General features: G+C 62.4%; 16 protein-coding genes. 4 read left to right on the top strand and 12 right to left on the bottom strand.

Translation table 11 applies throughout. The annotated features are described in order from the left end of the window. Window positions 1–129 precede the first annotated feature (129 nt). Window positions 130–993 (top strand): RNase adapter RapZ, encoded by an 864-nt coding sequence (gene rapZ, locus OPV09_RS03905; protein WP_034753336.1) that lies wholly within the window; start codon window positions 130–132, stop codon window positions 991–993. On the opposite strand, the gene OPV09_RS03900 is transcribed toward rapZ, so the two are convergent. From OPV09_RS03900 to OPV09_RS03865, 8 genes are all read right to left on the bottom strand, one after another. Then, window positions 994–2,079, bottom strand: coding sequence for an enoyl-CoA hydratase/isomerase family protein (locus tag OPV09_RS03900; protein WP_072457687.1), 1,086 nt, complete (start codon window positions 2,077–2,079; stop codon window positions 994–996). A 133-nt stretch (window positions 2,080–2,212) separates the two neighbouring features. Next, window positions 2,213–2,575, bottom strand: coding sequence for a ribosome hibernation-promoting factor, HPF/YfiA family (hpf, locus tag OPV09_RS03895; RefSeq protein WP_034753331.1), 363 nt, complete (start codon window positions 2,573–2,575; stop codon window positions 2,213–2,215). Window positions 2,576–2,644: 69 nt separating this feature from the next. After that, window positions 2,645–4,123, bottom strand: a complete 1,479-nt coding sequence (locus OPV09_RS03890) for an RNA polymerase factor sigma-54 (protein WP_034753328.1) — start codon at window positions 4,121–4,123, stop codon at window positions 2,645–2,647. Between the two features lie 4 nt (window positions 4,124–4,127). Continuing rightward, window positions 4,128–4,883, bottom strand: coding sequence for an LPS export ABC transporter ATP-binding protein (lptB, locus tag OPV09_RS03885; RefSeq protein ID WP_034753325.1), 756 nt, complete (start codon window positions 4,881–4,883; stop codon window positions 4,128–4,130). Beyond that, window positions 4,883–5,464: a lipopolysaccharide transport periplasmic protein LptA gene (lptA, locus tag OPV09_RS03880; RefSeq protein WP_034753322.1), complete on the bottom strand. Its 582-nt coding sequence runs from the start codon at window positions 5,462–5,464 to the stop codon at window positions 4,883–4,885. The genes lptB and lptA overlap by 1 nt, the downstream gene beginning before the upstream one ends. A 25-nt stretch (window positions 5,465–5,489) precedes the next feature. Beyond that, on the bottom strand, window positions 5,490–6,101 hold the full coding sequence (gene lptC / locus OPV09_RS03875; protein ID WP_034753320.1) for an LPS export ABC transporter periplasmic protein LptC: 612 nt from the start codon (window positions 6,099–6,101) through the stop codon (window positions 5,490–5,492). A 42-nt stretch (window positions 6,102–6,143) separates the two neighbouring features. Then, the gene (locus OPV09_RS03870; RefSeq protein WP_046681707.1) at window positions 6,144–6,677 is read right to left on the bottom strand and encodes a KdsC family phosphatase; all 534 of its coding nucleotides are present in this window, start codon (window positions 6,675–6,677) and stop codon (window positions 6,144–6,146) included. Then, a complete protein-coding gene (locus OPV09_RS03865; protein WP_374106893.1) occupies window positions 6,677–7,711 on the bottom strand; it encodes a KpsF/GutQ family sugar-phosphate isomerase in 1,035 nt (344 codons plus the stop codon). Before OPV09_RS03865 ends, OPV09_RS03870 begins: the two co-directional genes overlap by 1 nt. Window positions 7,712–7,795: 84 nt before the next feature. Between OPV09_RS03865 and OPV09_RS03860 the strand changes: the two genes are divergently transcribed. Next, window positions 7,796–9,775, top strand: a complete 1,980-nt coding sequence (locus tag OPV09_RS03860; RefSeq protein ID WP_338680606.1) for a cation:proton antiporter — start codon at window positions 7,796–7,798, stop codon at window positions 9,773–9,775. On the opposite strand, the gene OPV09_RS03855 is transcribed toward OPV09_RS03860, so the two are convergent. The 3 genes from OPV09_RS03855 to OPV09_RS03845 all read right to left on the bottom strand — a co-directional run bounded on the left by OPV09_RS03855 (window position 9,776) and on the right by OPV09_RS03845 (window position 13,036). Beyond that, window positions 9,776–10,933, bottom strand: coding sequence for a GGDEF domain-containing protein (locus OPV09_RS03855; protein WP_338680605.1), 1,158 nt, complete (start codon window positions 10,931–10,933; stop codon window positions 9,776–9,778). 34 nt (window positions 10,934–10,967) lie between these two features. After that, complete coding sequence (locus OPV09_RS03850; protein WP_034753309.1) at window positions 10,968–11,819, bottom strand: MOSC domain-containing protein; 852 nt, start codon at window positions 11,817–11,819, stop codon at window positions 10,968–10,970. Between the two features lie 122 nt (window positions 11,820–11,941). Next, on the bottom strand, window positions 11,942–13,036 hold the full coding sequence (locus tag OPV09_RS03845; RefSeq protein ID WP_034753307.1) for a type II asparaginase: 1,095 nt from the start codon (window positions 13,034–13,036) through the stop codon (window positions 11,942–11,944). 133 nt (window positions 13,037–13,169) lie between these two features. Here OPV09_RS03845 and OPV09_RS03840 point away from each other — a divergent pair, with 133 nt between their 5' ends. Then, window positions 13,170–13,562 carry a hypothetical protein gene (locus OPV09_RS03840; protein WP_152546479.1) on the top strand — a complete coding sequence of 131 codons (393 nt, stop codon included), beginning with the start codon at window positions 13,170–13,172 and terminating at the stop codon, window positions 13,560–13,562. After that, window positions 13,559–14,395, top strand: coding sequence for a MipA/OmpV family protein (locus tag OPV09_RS03835; RefSeq protein WP_338680602.1), 837 nt, complete (start codon window positions 13,559–13,561; stop codon window positions 14,393–14,395). The genes OPV09_RS03840 and OPV09_RS03835 overlap by 4 nt, the downstream gene beginning before the upstream one ends. 12 nt (window positions 14,396–14,407) lie before the next feature. On the opposite strand, the gene OPV09_RS03830 is transcribed toward OPV09_RS03835, so the two are convergent. Beyond that, window positions 14,408–16,861 (bottom strand): TonB-dependent receptor, encoded by a 2,454-nt coding sequence (locus OPV09_RS03830; protein WP_338680601.1) that lies wholly within the window; start codon window positions 16,859–16,861, stop codon window positions 14,408–14,410. Window positions 16,862–16,950 lie beyond the last annotated feature (89 nt).

Genomic DNA, 16,950 nt, shown 5'->3' with positions numbered 1-16,950 from the left:
CGAAGCCGCCGCGTAATCCGACGAGATTGTTGACGTGTGCAGCAAAGAAATACCACAGTCCAAATTGCAATAATTTGTAAAGATAATTGCCTTGGAGCAGAGTGCCGATCTTTATTGTATGATCGGGCTATGCATATCGTCCTTATCACCGGAATATCCGGCTCCGGTAAATCCGTCGCGCTCAATGTGCTGGAAGATACCGGCTACTATTGTGTCGACAACCTGCCACCGGCCTTGCTGCCCAGCCTGGTGCAAACCCTGCTCGACGAAGGTACACCGCAACTGGCCGTCGCCGTCGATGCGCGCAGCGCCGAGTCGCTCGTCAGCCTGCCGCACAATGTGGCGCTGCTGCGCGACCAGGGGCACGACGTCAAGGTCATGTTCCTGACGGCCACCACGCATTCGCTGGTGGCGCGCTTCTCGGAAACGCGGCGCAGCCATCCGCTGTCGCACGAATTGCGTCCGAATCAGAATCCGGCCAGCCGCCGCACCCTGATCGAGTGCATCTCGGAAGAGCGCGAACGCCTGTCGGCCATCGAACAGCTGGGCCACGTGATCGACACGTCCGAACTGAGCGCCAACAAATTGCGTGCCTGGATCAAGGATATGATCGCTTCCGAACGCGCACCGCTGACCCTGTTCTTCGAATCGTTCGCCTTCAAGCTGGGCGTGCCGCTGGACGCCGATTTCGTCTTCGACGTGCGGGCCTTGCCTAACCCGTATTACGACCTGGCGCTGCGCCCGCTCGATGGCCGCGACGCGCCCGTGATCGCCTTCCTCGACGCGCAGCCGAGCGCGCTGGAACTGCTGGCCGACATCCGCGCCTTCATCGAGAAATGGCTGCCGTCATTCAAGTCCGACAACCGCAGCTACCTGACGGTGGCCCTCGGTTGCACGGGCGGCCAGCACCGCTCCGTGTACATGGCGGAACGACTGGCGCAATACTTCGGCCCGAATGAACGAGTGGTTCTGCGCCACCGCGAACGTAGCTAGTTAATTCAGGTGGCGCAGCGGATGCGCTGACGCCGGCCAGACGGGGACAAAGAAGCGCGCCACCATGGCCGCGTCGACCTCGTCCAGGCTTGATGGATTCCAGCGCGGCGCATTGTCCTTGTCGACCACCAGCGCGCGCACGCCCTCGATCACTTCGCCATGCTCGAAATTGTGGCGCACCACCGTGCGCTCCAGACGCAGACAATCGGCCACGCCCAAGTGAGCCCCCCGCTGCAGCAATTCCAGAGTTACCGACATCATCAAGGGCGAGCGCAGGCGCATGGCCGCCAGCGCCTTGCTGGCGAACGCGCTGTCGTCCTGCGCCAGCGAGGCCATGATGGCCGCCACGGAACCCGCACCGAAATGGCGGTCCAGCGCCACGCGCGCCGCCGCCAGCGAGGCGATACCCGCCTCGGCCTGGAACGGCGCCGCCAGCGCCTTGATGGCGACCGGCAAGGCCTCGCCCGGCGTCGATTCGAACAGGGCCAGCAGCGCCCCCATCTGCGCCTCGGGCAGGTAAACATCGGCCAGGTCCGTGTACAGGGCATCGGCCGCGCTGATCGTCAAGCCCGTCAAGCCCAGGTACAGGCCTAGCTGCCCGGCCAGGCGGGACAGGAAATAGCTGCCGCCCACATCGGGAAACAAACCAATATTGACTTCAGGCATGGCCATGCGCGTGCGGCCCGTGACGATGCGCAAGCGGTTGCCGGGCCCGGCTTGCGCCACGCCCATGCCGCCGCCCATCACCACGCCATCCATCACGGCGATATACGGTTTCGGATAGAAATGAATCACATGATTTAACGCGTATTCTTCCGTAAAGAAATCTTCCAGCAAGGCGCTGCCGCCTTGCGGCGTGGCCAGGCCCGCATCGTAGAAGAAACGGATGTCGCCGCCGGCACACAGGGCTTTTTCGCTGCTCGAGCGGATCACGACGGCGTCCACCTGCGGATCGTCGCGCCAGGCCAGCAGGGCAGCGCTCAGGGCGCGCACCATCTCCAGCGACAGGGAATTCAAGGCTTTCGGACGGTCGAGCACGATATGGCCCGTGCGGTTGCGGATGGAGGTCTGGACGAAGTCGCTCATGGCAGGCGTGAAAAAAGTAAAAGTACAAACATTCTAGCGCCTGCGCGGGGAACATTGCGTTCAAAAGGTCCAGGCGCAAAAAAGGGCGCAATGTGCGCCCTTAGTTGATCACAACTGCTGGAAGCGGGTGGCCTTAAACGGCGACGACGGCGTCTTCCTCGGAGTTGTCTGGCAGATGCTTGATCGCCTCTTTACCGTGCCCTTGCACTTTGGTTTTGTATTTCATCACTTGCCTATCGAGCTTGTCGATCAGGGCATCGATCGCGGCATACAGGTCTTGTGCCAGGCTTTCCACGTAGACGGTTTTGCCACTTAAACGCAGGTTGACTTCGGCCTTTTGACGTTTTTCTTTCTCTTTGAGGTTATCCACGGTCAGAATCACGGCGATATCGATAACTTGATCGAAATGACGTTTCACGCGTTCCAGCTTCGTTTGTACGTATTCACGGATGGCTGGTGTCACTTCGAGATGATGTCCGCTGATGGTGAGATTCATACACACTCCTAAAGATGATCGGGTTCGTGCGGTCCATCCTATCCGGCCCGCAGAGGAACCGAAAAAAACTTACAAACACTTACGCAGGCTCACTGGCGGAATTTTCAACGCTTCCCGGTATTTGGCAACAGTACGTCGCGCAATCACCATGCCTTGTTCCCCCAGCATGTCCGCAATCTTACTGTCGGATAAAGGATTTTTAGGGTCTTCTGCTCCTGTCAGTTGCACGATCAATGCCCGTATCGCCGTCGATGACGCTTCGCCCCCCGCTTCGGTGGCGACGTGGCTACCAAAGAAATATTTCAACTCGAACATGCCGTGCGGGGTCAGCATGTACTTTTGAGTTGTTACCCGCGAGATAGTACTCTCGTGTAAACCCAGTGTATCAGCTATTTCACGGAGCACAAGGGGGCGCATGGCAACGGCCCCGTGCGAGAAAAAGTTCTTTTGTCTTTCTACTATTGCCTGTGCCACGCGCAGGATCGTGTCGAAACGCTGGCGCATATTCTTGATCAGCCACTTGGCTTCCTGCAACTGTGCGCCCATGGCGCCCTCGCCCTTGCCCTGCTTGAGCAGGTTGGCGTACATGGCGTTGACGCGCAGGCGCGGCATGACGTCGTTGTTCAGGGTCACTTGCCAGCCATTGCGCGCGCGCTTGACGACGACGTCGGGCACCACGTAATCGGACACGTCCGAGGCGAATACGGCGCCCGGATGCGGATTGCACTGGCGAATCACCGTCTGTGCTTCGCGCAAGTCTTCATCGTCGCAATCGAGGGCTTTTTTCAGCTTGTTGAAATCGCGCTGGGCAAACCAGGCCAGGTGCTTTTCCACGATGACGAGCGCCATGCGCCGCGTCACCATGGCGATGTGCGGCAAGCGCTTGATCTGCAGCGCCAGGCATTCGGATGCATTGCGCGCGCCCACGCCGGGTGGATCGAAACTTTGCAGCAGCGACAAGGCCGTGCGCATCTCGTCGGCGTCGATTTCCAGCTCTTCCGGCAGGCGCGCCAGGATGTCGTCGAGCGACTCTTCCAGGTAGCCATTGTCGTCGAGCGCGTCGATGATCAGCTCGACCAGCGCACGGTCGCGCAACTCAAGCACCGTCACGCGCATCTGCTCCATCAGGTGTTCGCGCAGGGTGCAGTGATGGGCCTCGAGTTGCGGGCGGGAATCTTCGTCGTCGGGCGCCTTGCCCCGGCTCGCCTCGCTCCAGTCGCTGTCGCCGCCATCCGCCGCGGCCGGGCCTTCGCCCGCCTCGCCGTCAAAGGTTTCCGCTTCGGCCGGCGCCGCGGGTGCCTCCTGGCCTGGCGGCTGGGGCGGCGCTTCGGCCGGCGCGGCCGTGGAGCTCAAGGCCCCGTCGGACAGCAGGCGCAGCGAACGGTCGAGCGGATCGTCGAGGCGCTCGAGCAGGGGATTGTCCGTCAGCAGTTGCTCGAGTTCCTGGTGCAATTCCAGCGTAGACAATTGCAACAGGCGTATCGATTGCTGCAACTGCGGCGTCAGTGCCAGGTGCTGCGAAGTGCGCAGCTGCAATGATTGTTTCATTGGCTTACATGCGGAAGTGTTCGCCCAGATAGACCCGGCGTACCGACTCGTTCGCGATGATGTCGTCGGGGCGTCCCGACGCCAGTACCGAGCCCTGGTTGATGATGTAGGCACGGTCGCAAATACCCAGCGTCTCGCGCACATTATGATCGGTGATCAGCACGCCGATATTGCGCTCCTTCAAGAAGCGCACGATGCGCTGGATCTCGATCACGGCGATCGGATCGACGCCGGCGAACGGCTCGTCGAGCAGCACGAAACGGGGATCGGTGGCCAGCGCGCGGGCGATTTCCACGCGGCGGCGCTCGCCGCCCGACAGGGACAAGGCCTGGTTCTCGCGCAGCTTTTCAATCTGCAAATCGGCCAGCAGCTTATCCAGGCGCTCCTCGATCTCGGCCTTCTTCAAAGGACGGCCTTCGACGGTCTGGATTTCCAGCACGGCGCGGATATTGTCTTCCACCGTCAGCTTGCGGAAGACGGACGCTTCCTGCGGCAGATAGGACAAGCCCATCTGCGCGCGGCGGTGGATCGGCAGGCTGGAAATGTCCACGCCGCTGATATCGATGCTGCCGCCGTCCGACGGCACCAGGCCGACGATCATGTAGAACGAGGTGGTCTTGCCGGCGCCGTTCGGGCCCAGCAAACCCACCACTTCGCCGCATTCGACTTGCAGCGAGACATCATGCACGACTTGCCGCTTGCCATAGGTTTTTTGCAGACCGCGAACGATCAGGGTGCTGCCGCAACGAGTATTGTCCATTATTTCTTTCCTGGCGCAGGCGTTGCCGGCGCTTTCTCCGCTTCAGGCGCCTTAGTCTTCGGCTGGATCACCATGCGCACGCTGCCGCCATCGGAAGTGCTGGTGCCGCTGTCGGAATTTTCCATCTTGAATACTTCCTTGCGGCTGTCATACGAGATGAAGGCGCCATTGGCCACGTCCGTCACTTTCGTGCCTTCCAGGCGCGTCAGCTTGGCCTTGGAAAACAGTTTCACCACTTCCGTCTTGTTGTCGTATTCCACGCGCTCCGCTTCGCCTTCGACCCACAGGTCGCCCGCGCCATCGCGTTTCTGGCGGAACGTGGCCAGCTTGCCGGGATCGGCCCAGAAGGTGATGAACTGGTAGCCTTGCGGGTCTTCCGTGATCAATGCCCGGCCCGCCTTCATGGTCAGGGTGCCCTTGACCAGCACGACGTCGCCCGTCAGGGTACGCACCTGCTTGACGTCATCGACGTGGCCGCTACGTGCCGTGATGACGGCTTCCTTCTCGGAATCGGCTTTCTCGGCATGCGCCACGCCCATGATGGCCAGCGAAAATACGGTCAACAGCAAGATGTTCTTCATAGTATGGTTTCCTTGTTTCATTCTGTCATTTTGCCGCCGCGGCCGGGCGCGGTTTCGGCGGGAGGACCATGCGCAGCGCATTCTGCACTTCCACCACGCCGGTGGCGTTATTGGCTTTCATGCCGATGCCATTGAGGCGCGAAGTCCCCGTCAGGATATCGACAGGCACGTCCGTTTCCATTCTTTCCTCGTCCGGAAACACCGTCAGCGCTTCCGTCCTGACCGTCAGGTTCTGCGCCTTCGGACTGGCCGCGCGGTCGATCACGACCTTGCGGTGCAGTTGCAGCCGGGTATTGTCCTGGTCGATATGCGCCAGTTCCGCATTCATGTTCAACGGCGGCATGCCGGGCGTGAGCTTGCGCACGAAGGGCTGGTCGATATCGGACGAATCGTCAGCCGGATAATGCGTGAGCTTGGTGCCCGACACGATATAGCTGGGCTTACCCGTCAAATCCATGCGCACCAGGCTGAAATTGGTGATGAAATAATCGGGCTCATCCAGATGCTTGCTGGCCTTGATGTCCTGGCTATTCTTGTTCATCACTTCGAGCAGCCAAAAGCTGGCCAGCGCGACAACAACCGCACCCAGCAGGGTAAAAATCGTGCGCCAGCGATGGGCGCCTCCTGGCTTACGCATAGGGTTTCACTCTTTCCAATATCACTGGCGGCAAGGTGCGCCTCACTCCAGGAACGGCGCCATGACGCGCGCATAGTTGTCCTGGGCGCGCAGCAGGAATTCGCAGATCTCGCGCACCGCGCCGCGGCCGCCACCGGCCTGCGTCACATGGTGCGCCAGGTCCTGCGCTTCCGGACGCCCGCCCGGCACGCTGACGGCAAAACCGACGCGTTTCAGGATGGGCGCATCGATGACATCGTCGCCGATGTAGCCGCATTGCTCTTCCGTCAAGCCCGTCAGCGCCAGCAGTTCGCGAAACGGCGTCAGCTTGTCGTGACCGCCCTGGTGCACATGGGTAATGCCCAGGTCTTGCGCGCGGCGTGCCGTAATGGCCGAGCGGCGCGCGCTGATGATGGCCGTCTGCACGCCCGATTCCTGCAGCAGCTTGATGCCCAGGCCATCATACACATTAAACGTTTTCATCATCTCGCCATCGGGGCCGAAATGCAGGCTGCCGTCGGTGAGCACGCCATCGACGTCAAAGATCATCAGTTTGACCTTGGCCGCGCGCGCCAGGTTGTCCGCCACGCTGTCCATCAGATCACCTTCGCTTGCGTCAGGTCATGGATATGCAGCGCGCCCACCAGCTTGCCGTCGGCATCGACGACCAGCATCTGGTTGATGCGGAACTGCTCCATCACGGCCACGGCATCGACGGCCAGGCGTTCGGGCGCGATGCTGCGCGGCTGCGCATGCATGACGTCGCGGATCGCCACTTGCGTGAAATCCTGCACGCGCTCGAACATGCGGCGCAAGTCGCCATCCGTAAACACGCCCACGGGGCGGTTGTCCGCGTCGACGATGGCCGTCATGCCCATGCCCTTCTTGGTCATTTCTTCCAGCGCCTGCAGCAGGGATGCCTCTACCGGCACTTTCGGCACCCTTTCGCCGCTGCGCATGACGTCATGCACATGCGTGAGCAGACGGCGGCCCAGGGCGCCGCCCGGGTGCGAGCGGGCGAAATCTTCTTCCTTGAAGCCGCGCAAGTCGAGCAAGGCCACGGCGATCGCGTCGCCCAAGGCCAGGGTGACGGTGGTGCTGGCCGTCGGCGCCAGGTTCAGTGGGCAGGCTTCTTTCTCAACAGAAATATCCAGGTGCACATCGGCCAGCTGGGCCAGGCTGGAATTCGGTTTGCCCGTCATGGAAATCAGTACGCCGCCCATGCGCTTGACGACAGGCATGATGGCCATCAGTTCGGACGACTCGCCCGAGTACGATATGGCAATAAAAGCATCGTCCGAGGTGACCATGCCCAGGTCGCCATGGGCCGCTTCGGCCGGATGCACGAACAGGGCCGGCGTGCCGGTGGAAGCGAGGGTGGCGGCAATCTTGCGCGCGATATGGCCGGACTTGCCGATGCCGGAGACGACGACTCTTCCTTTGCATTGCAGCAACAGCGCCACGGCGCGGCCCACGCTGTCGTCCGTGGCCAGGCGCGCGTGCAGCGCAACGATGGCGTCGGACTCGATCTGCAAGGTGGTGCGGGCCAGCGCGACAGCGCGCTCGGTCGTCGCTTGCATGTCAATTCGATCAAAAGCTTTCAGCATTGTTTTTTCATGGGTTACACTCATGCCCAAAGTATAAACGAATTAGGAAAGCAAAAAACTTGCCAGTCACAACAAACAACGATTTCCATTGACCGTACCGGGCAACCCATGTTTTCCTCGCTTGAACTGACCCTGATGTTACTCGGCAGCGCCGTGCTGGGCGTGGTCGCTTTCAGAATGTTGCATTTGCCGCCCATGCTGGGCTACCTGGCCGTTGGCATCGTCATCGGCCCCCATGCGCTGGGCCTGGCGGCCGAAAACGAGGCCAGCCATACGCTGGCCGAGTTCGGCGTCGTCTTCCTGATGTTTTCCATCGGGCTCGAGTTTTCTCTGCCCAAGTTCCTCGCCATGCGGCGCATCGTCTTCGGCCTCGGCATGGCGCAGGTGGTCACCACCATCATCGCCACCGTCGTCTTCGGCTGGTTCGTCGGGCGCTACCTGTCCGCCTACATCCACCTGAGCTGGCAAGCCGCGTTCGCCCTGGGCGGTGCGCTGGCCATGTCGTCGACAGCCATCGTCTCGAAAATGCTCACGGAGCGGCTCGAGCTCGAAAGCGAACACGGCCGCAAGATCATCGGCATTTTACTGTTCCAGGATCTGGCCGTCGTGCCGCTGCTGATCCTGATCCCCGCCCTCACGCGCGATTCGGACAACCTGGCCGAAACCCTGGCCTGGGCCGGCGGCAAGGCCCTGGTCGTACTAATCTTGCTGCTGTTCATCGGCCAGAAGATGGTGCGCGGCTGGCTGACCATCGTTGCCAAGCGCCGCTCGCAAGAATTGTTCATGCTCAACCTGCTCTTGATTACCCTGGGCGCGGCGTGGATCACGGAACGGGCCGGGCTGTCGCTGGCCCTGGGCGCATTTGTTGCCGGCATGCTCATTTCCGAGACGGAATTCAAGCACCAGGTGGAAGAGGATATCAAGCCCTTCCGCGACGTGCTGCTGGGCCTGTTCTTCATCACGGTCGGCATGCTGCTCAATATCCGCGTGGTGCTCGACAACTGGTGGCTGGTCCTGCTCTTGCTATGCGCCCCCGTGCTGCTGAAATTCGCGCTGATCGCGGGCCTGGCCCGGCTGTTCGGGTCCAGCAACGGCGTGGCCTTGCGCACGGGATTGGGACTGGCGCAGGCGGGCGAGTTCGGCTTCGTGCTGCTGAACCTCGCTGGCGGCATCAAGCTGATGGACCCGTTCGTCGTGCAGGTGGTGCTGGCCTCGATGGTGCTGTCGATGCTGGTGGCGCCTTTCCTCATCGCCAAGTCGGACGCCATCGTCATGAAACTGGCGGCCAACGACTGGATGATGCAGTCGCTGGCGCTGACCAGGATCGCCACCCGCACCATGGCGTCACAAAAACACGTGCTGATCGCCGGCTTCGGGCGCAGCGGGCAAAGCCTGGCCATCCTGCTGGCGGAAGAAAAAATCGAATACCACGCGCTGGACCTGGACCCGGAACGGGTGCAGGAAGCGCAGCTGGCCGGCGCCAACGTCTCGTATGGCGACGCGGGCCGGCGCGAAAGCCTGGTGGCGGCCGGCATCTACCGGGCCAGCGCCGTCGTGATCACGTATGCCAACACGCCCTCGGCACTGAAGTTATTGCATCTACTCAACGAAATGGCGCCGACCTTGCCCGTCATCGTGCGCAGCCACGACGATACCGACCTCGACCAGTTGAAGAAGGCGGGCGCGGCCGAAGTGGTGCCGGAATTGATGGAAGGCAGCCTGATGCTCGCTTCGCATGCCTTGATCATGATGGGCGTGCCCTTGCGCCGCGTGGTGCACCGGGTGCAGGCGGCGCGCGAGGAGCGCTATGCCTCGCTGCGCGGCTATTTCCACGGTTCCAGCGACGCGGGCGACGATGCCGAGCTCGAACGCCTGCATACGGTCACCGTCAGCGAGGACGCGCATTGCGTGGGACTGCCCTTGAGTGCGGTCGACGTGGCCGGCTGCGGCGCGTTTGTGACGGCCATCCGCCGCGGCCGCGGCCGCCTGGAAGTTACCCCCGAGACGCAGCTGGCCAGCGGCGACGTGGTGGTGCTGCGCGGCACGGCCGACGCCGTGGCCAAAGCCGAGACCTTGCTGTTGAAATAATCAGTCGCGCTGCGCTTTCCAGCTGACGACCTTGTTGCGGCCATCGGCCTTGGCCTGGTACAGGGCCTGGTCCGCGTGCGCCACCAGTTGCTGCGCCACCGTTTCAATCGGCAGCAGCGCCGCGTCCGCTTCCAGGCTGGCCACGCCGATCGACACGCTGACCCACGCCTGCGCGCTGCCCGGCAAGTCGAACATGGTGCCGGCGATGCTGGCGCGGATGCGTTCGGCCACGAAGGTTGCACTGTCGAGATCGGCGTCGATCAGCAGCACGACGAATTCCTCGCCGCCGAAGCGGCCCAGCGCATCGGAGCGGCGCAATTCCGTGCGGATGCGCGTAGCCACTTCGCGCAGCACTTCATCGCCGCCCTGGTGGCCATGCGTGTCATTGACCAGTTTAAAATGGTCAATATCGATATACATGCATGAGATGCAATAATTCTGGCGCCGCGCGCGCGCGATTTCTTCCAGCAGGCGGCGATCGATATAGCGCCGGTTGTAGACGCCCGTCAGGGAATCGGTCAAGCCGATGTATTTGAGCATTTCATTGCTGATCACGTTTTCCAGGCAAATGGCGATGATGGATGCCATGTGCTTGACGAAATCCGTGCCCAGCACGGGCGTAAAGCGCGTCACATCGCTGCTGGCCAGGTTCAGGCTGCCAATCAGGCGCTTGTTGCGCAGCAAGGGCACCAGCGCCACACTGCGCAGCGCGTCGATCTGCGGAAAACGCGGGCCATGCACGGCAGCATCGAAGACACCAAGCAGCGGCATCGGCGGCAAGGCCGCTTCGCCCTCGGCCACGGGCTTTGGTGCGGCAAAACCCAGCTCGGCCACGGCATGCACGAACAGCAACTGCGGGAAGGCGCTGAAATCGACGCCGAGCTTTTCCATCACCAGCACGATATCGTCATCCTCGTCGAGCAGGCTCAAGGTGACGCCGTCGAGGTCGGAAATCACGGGCAAGGTGCGGAAGATGGTGCCGATCAATTCAGGAAACGTGGACGCGCTGACGATTTCCAGGTCGAACGCCTGGTGGCGGCACATGATGTCGTGGTTGCGCTCGGCCTGTTCCAGCAGGAAAGCCATGCGCGCGCGCAAGGCCTGGTTTTCGGCTTCGAGGCTGGCAATGCGCGGGTCCGGCGGTATTGCTTGATTCATAGAAACCTTAAACCCTTGTATGCGGGCGCCATGCTTAAAATGCCAGTTCGAAACCGATGTCCTGCCCCACCACGATACGCTCATCGCCGCCTTCGGTGACGATGGCGTTCATGCCGAAGCAGATGGCGCCGTCGAGCTCGGGCTTGGCGCGATAGCCATGCATGACGTCGAGCGGGTCCGGTCCGGGCACGCCCGTGGCCTGGTCCACCGACGGAATCGGGCAGCGCGAACACGGCTTGACGGGTTTTAGCACCGTCGCGCCGAATTGCAGGAAGTCGGCGTAGTCTTCCTCGAAGGCGCCGATATCGCCGATGACGAGGTTGGGGCGGAAGCGGTTCATCGGCAGCGCGTCACGGCCGGCAGCGCGCAGCTTGTCATTCACGTCGGCTAGCGAGGCATTGCCCGCGATCAGCACCGGATAACCATCGGCAAACATGGTCTCGGCGGCAATGCCGTCCGTCCATGTGGTACTGGTGGCGCGCACCACGTCCGGGTGAAAGCGCGCCAGGCGGCACGGCACGCCGATGGCGTTGGAAAACCAGGTGGCCGTGACGTCGTCGCAATCGTAGGCGCGCACGCAATCGTCCCACACTTGCACGTCGAGCATGGGCGAGTGTTGCGGATGCGGCAATCCCAGCTCGATTTCCAGGCGCAGCATGCCCGGCGCGCGCAATTCCAGGGTGGTGGCCTTGATGGACGGCACGATCAGCGCCATGCGCGGATGTTCGCGCTGGGTCAGGAAGCGGCCCTGCTCATCGACCACCATCCATTCCCGGTCGAACACGTGCTCGCTCATCAGCCCTGAACGCGTCAGGACCGCCTCGCGCAAATGGATGCCGGCGCACGATTTGATGGGATACAGAATGATGTCGGACAGGATGGCCATGAACCGGAGACAGTGTTGCAGCTTCTGTCAGGAAATTATTCAGAAGCGAAGTATGGCAGCAAAGCGGGCAAGCGTAAATCAGCCACACTGAGCCAATAAGGCTGAGTGTGGCGTAGCAGTGATTAATACGTGTAGAAAATACGCTGGATTTCTTGCGTGCTGTTCGTTTTGGTCAGGGCCAGCATCAGCAGGATGCGGGCTTTTTGCGGGTTCAGGGTGTCGGAGACGACACTGTCGAGTTCATCGTCGTTGGCTTCGCCATTGCGCGCCACGATGCCCTGGCCGACTCTGCTCGAACGCACGATCAGCACGCCCTTCTGGCGCGCTTCCACCAGGGCCGGCTTCATTTGCGCGGCCACACTGCCATCGCCCACGCCAGCGTGGATGATGCCCTTGGCGCCAGCGGCGATGAAGGCGTCCATGCCGACACGGTTCATGTTGGCGTAGCCGTAGACGATGTCCACTTGCGGCAAGGCATCGAGCTTGCTGATGTCAAATTCCGATTCCAAGGTGTGCTTGCGCGTCGACTGGCGGTAGAAGAAAGGCTTGCTGCCCTGGATGTAGCCAAGCATGCCCAGTTCCGGCGACTTGAAGGTATCGGTCGTCGAGGTGTTGGTTTTGCTCACTTCGCGCGCGGCGTTGATCTGGTCGTTCAAGGCCACCAGGACGCCCTTGCCCACGGCTTCCTTGCTACCGGCCAGCAACACGGCGTTGTACAGGTTGATCGGGCCGTCAGCCGAGATGGCCGTCGACGGACGCATGGCGCCCACGACCACGACCGGCTTGTGGCTTTTCACGGTCAGGTTCAGGAAATACGCGGTTTCCTCGATGGTGTCGGTGCCGTGCGTGACGACCACGCCATCGACATCGTTCGAGGCCAGCAGCACATTGATGCGCTTGGCCAGGGTCAGCCAGTGGCTGTTGCCCATGCTTTCACTGGCGATCTGGAATACTTGCTCGCCTTTTACGTTTGCCACTTTCTTCAGTTCCGGCACGGCCGCGATCAGGCGTTCGACGCCCACGGTGGCCGAGGTGTAGCCGACGGTGGTGGTGCTGTCGGCGCCGCTGCCGGCGATGGTGCCGCCCGTTGCCAGGATCACCACGTTCGGCAATTTGACGGCCGCCTGCTGCGCACGCGCAGGCGAGGCCGCGACAAAGCCCATCAGCAAGGTAGCCAGCATCAGCTGTGCACAAGAATGAAATTTACGTGAAAACATGGTGCTCCTGTTCGGTGATGTGTCAAAGATAACAAAGTCGTGTGCAAATTATATGTCATCAGTGCTACAAAAAAGCCCAGATTCACGCGTTCAGCGCAAACGTGCGCCCCTTCCCATGCGCTACAGTGGCGCCATGTCCACACTCATGTCCTTCCGCACTTGCCTCGTCCTGCCGTTCGTCCTGATGGCCCTGGGCGCCTGCGCCACGCAAATCGAACTGCGCACGGCGGCGCAGCAGGAGCAGTTCGCGCGGGAAGCGGCCAGCCAGGGCGACTGGGCGCAAGCGATGCGCAACTACGCGGACGCCGCTGGCAATGCCGAACTGGGCCATGGCGATTTCGCTTGGCAGGCGCGGCTGCACCACGAAGCCGGGCGCGCCGCCAGCGCCGCCTGCCGCGACGACGCGGCCGCCTTTCATTTCAGCCGCGCCATCGCGCTGGCAAAGAAAAGCGGTCAATCGAGCGCCCTCAGCGACAAGGCGCTGGAATCGCTACAGGCCGGCAAACCTTGCGGATTTCCTCGATGAACACCGCCCGCACCTTGCTGGCCGCCTGCGCCTTCTTCGCCGCCATGGCGCCGGCGCAAGCCGCCGAAGCACCGCTGCCCTTATGGGAAGCGGGCGTATTTGGCGGCTCGGCCGTCACGCCCGCCTATCCGGGCGCCAGCGAACGCTCGACGCGCAGCCTGGCCCTGCCCTATCTGATTTATCGCGGGAAAGTGTTGCGCGTCGACCGCTCGGGCGTGGGCGCGCGCCTGCTCGATACGGACCGCCTCGACTTCGATATCGGTTTTGCCCTGTCCTTGCCTGCCCGCTCCAGCGACGTGCCGGCCCGGCGCGGCATGCCCGACCTGGGCACCTTGGTGGAATTTGGCCCGCGTCTGAAAATCAAGCTGGCCGAGCCGACGCAGCACAGCCGCCTGGGCCTGGAACTGCCGTTGCGCGCCGTCATCGAAGCGCGCGGCGGCCTGCGCCGCCAGGGCGCCACGTTCGAGCCGCGCCTCGTGTATGCGCTGCAAGGCGAGCAGCAGGCATGGCATGTCGACGCCAGCCTGGGCGCCGTGCTGGGCAATGCCGCCATCAACGATTATTTTTATGGCGTCAACCCCGCGTTTGCCACGGCGCAGCGCCCTGCGTATGCGGCAAAAAGCGGGCTGATGCTCACGCGGCTGGGCCTCGGCGGTTCGTACCGGCTGCACCGGGACTGGCGCGCCTTTGCTTTTTTACGCTACGACAACTACTCAGGCGCCGCCAACCGCGCCAGCCCCCTGCTGCGCCAGAACAGCGGCACCTCGGCCGGCATCGGGCTGATGTGGACGTGGCGGCGCTCGGACAGCCTGGCGCGGGGCGCGGACGAATAGCAACAAGACAGATTAAAACTCCGTTGTGGCCGACAGCATGACCGTGCGCGGCGCGCCCAGGCCCAGGCTGGTCCATTGCGGCAGCGCCCAGTACGCCTTGTTGCCGACGTTCGTCACGCTGGCGCGTACGGTCAACGGCCGGCCCGCCGCCTTCGTCGCATAGCGGGCGCCCAGATCAAACACGGTACGGCCCGGCACGGACATCGAATTGTCGGCATTGATGTATTGCTTCGATGCCGCCGTCGCATTCGCCGTCAGGGTCACGCCGGGGATGGCGGGTGTATCCCATTCGACACCGAGCTTGGCTTGCAGTTTGGGCACGCCCGCTGCCTGCTTGCCCTGGTTGGCGCCGCCCGGCGTCTTGCTCAAGACCGGGTCGACATACGCCACGCCGCCCATCAGGCGCACGTCGCGCAGGGGCGAACCGAAGAAGCCCCAGTCGATGCCGCGGTTGCGCTGTTCGCCGCCAAAGGAAAAGATATTGCTGACGGGATCGACATAGCTGCTGGGCCGCTTGATTTCATACACGCTGACCGTATGCGCGAACTCGCCCAGGTCGACCTTGAAGCCAAGCTCCGCCTGCTTCGACTTGTACGGCGCAAAGACCTCGCCCGAGTTGGCCGCCGTCAACGGCGCCGTGGCGCCCTGGCTCAAGCCTTCAATGTAATTGCCATACAGGGAAATCGTCTGGCTCGCCTTGACCAGCAGGGTGACGGCCGGCGTGGTGGCGCCTTCGTCATAGCGCGAGGTGCGCGCGCCCGTCTTGATGTTGAAGTTATCGCTGAGCACTTCCTGGCGGCGCAAGCCCACCGTCAGCTGCACCTTGTCTTGCGCAAAAGAAAGCGTGTCGACCAGGCCGATACTGGCCAGGCGGAGTTCCGCCTTGGAAATTTGCGGCGCCTCGAAGCGCGTCGCCGGACCCCAGACGGGGTTATAGATGTTCGTGATCCAGTCTTTTTCCAGGGTATTTCTGCGTCCGTACTGCTTGTCCGTGTGGTGATAATACGTGGCGTTGACGGCCCATTGATGGCCGATATCGCCCGTGCGCAGCTTGCCCCGCAAGCCTGCTTCCGCCGACTGCTTTTCCACATCAAAACCCAGGTCGGCAAGATTGGTGCGGTAGTCGCCAGCCGTGTTGAACACCTGGATCAGGTACGCGCCCGTCGACTGGTAGTCGGCCCGGCTGGCGCCCACGGCGGCATACGCCATCACTTGCTCGTTCAGGTCCAGCTCGCCGCGCAACATGGCGCCCTTGTCCTTGGTATCGTAGAACGCCCAGCTGGGATTCAACAAGGTTTCCGCTTTCGGCGGGCGCGGCACGGGCAAGCCGGGGGCCAGGTTGACGCCCCGGTTCAAGCCATCGGCGCGGTCCTCGCTGTGGTACAGGTCGGCGGACAGGCGCGCACCGTTGCCACGCCAGTCCAGGCCCACGGAGACGAGCTTGGTCTTCTTTTTCTGATGGTCGATGGCGCCCTCGCCATCGCGGTAGACGCCGTTGACGCGGATGCCGAATTGTTTATGCTCGCCGAACCGCTGTCCCAGGTCCACATGTCCGCCCCATTGCGCGTCCGACATGTACGATGCCGTCATGCGCGCCAGCGGCGTATCGCCCGCACGCTTGGGCACGAGGTTGATGCTGCCGCCTACCGAGCCGCCCGGTGGCATGCCATTGAGCAATGCTGACGGTCCCTTCAGCACCTCGATGCGCTCGAACATTTCAGGCGAGGTGCGGTAGTAGGGCGAGATGCCGTACAGGCCGCCAAACGCGACGTCGCCGATATTCGAGCTGAAGCCCCGTATCGAATAATTCTCGCCAATGATGCCCGTCATGCCGCTGCTGAAGACGGTGGGGTCGGTGGCGGAAATCACATCGGTGATGTCGCGCGCCTGCCGGTCTTCGATGAATTTATCCGTATAGCTGATGGTGTTGAACGGGGTTTCCATGAAATCCTTGTCGCCCAGGAATCCCACGCGGCCGCCGGACGCTACTTGCCCACCGGCATAGGCATCCGTCACCATGTTGCCCTTGCCCCACACCGTCACGGCCGGCATGGTGGCGGCTGCCTCGGCGGCGGCGCTGTGCGCCGCTTCGCGGCGTACCGTATAGCTGCCATTGCCCTCGCGCACGGCTTGCAAGCCGTGGCCGCGCAGCAATTCGTAAAAACCCTCGGGCACGCTGTAGCTGCCGGACAGGCCGGCGCTGTTCTTGCCTTGCAGCAGGCTAGCCTCGACCGTCAATTCCACGCCCGCCTCGGCGGCGAAAATGTTGAGCGCCGAGCCCAGCGCACCGGCCGGCACGCTGAATGCTTGCCGGGCCGGGCCCGCCCCCGCTTGCGCAAAGGCCGGCGGGGCCGCCACGCCCAGCGCCCCCACGGTCAAGCCCGTGATGAGCGCCAGTTGCACGGCGGTGGCGATGCGGCTCAGATTCAAGGCGGGAAGGTGGCGCGTTGCCATGCGGTGTGTCATACAGTAAATCCTTTCAGATGGGATGATTGCTTGTTCTCACCCTATCTCCCGAACGAAAAGGCAAAACCCTCAATCTAAATACGAATCAT

Source organism: Janthinobacterium sp. TB1-E2, assembly GCF_036885605.1.
GTDB classification, from domain to species: Bacteria; Pseudomonadota; Gammaproteobacteria; order Burkholderiales; family Burkholderiaceae_D; genus Janthinobacterium; species Janthinobacterium aestuarii.
The sequence above is the reverse complement of the archived record's forward strand: the minus strand, read 5'-3'. Positions and strand labels throughout refer to the sequence as shown.